Below are 386 nucleotides of genomic sequence, written 5' to 3' on the forward strand. Positions count from 1 at the left end.
TCCCTGTCGCCGCTCAGCTTATCCCCTTATTCCTTCTTCCTGTTTTCGCATACGTATTTTTGGTTATCCCATGTTGCCGCTGTTGTCGCCGGTATCACCGGTATCTCCTGTATCACCGGTATCGGTCGTACCGCCGCCTTGCGATGTTCCGCCTCCCTGTGTGGTGTTACCGCCCTGTGTGGTATCGCCAGTGGTGTTATCACCTGCAGAGCTCTCGCTGGAGTTGAGCAGATCCATGGCGTTCTTGGCGTTGGCATCGAGAGAGAGCTGGGTGTTGCTGAGTTTGCCGGTAGCACGGGCTCTGAGGCGGTAACCTTCTACGCATTTGGCGAGGCTCCACTCCTTGATGCTGGCGGCTCCCATCTTGTTGATGATGCCGATGGAGA

The 386-nt window shown here is 56.2% G+C and carries 1 pseudogene; it reads right to left on the bottom strand.

The annotated features are described in order from the left end of the window. Positions 1-63: 63 nt before the first annotated feature. A pseudogene (locus KSW37_RS15880) lies at positions 64-386 on the bottom strand (hypothetical protein); the annotation flags it as partial.

The sequence above is a fragment of the Segatella copri genome (assembly GCF_019127135.1).
Lineage (GTDB): Bacteria > Bacteroidota > Bacteroidia > Bacteroidales > Bacteroidaceae > Prevotella.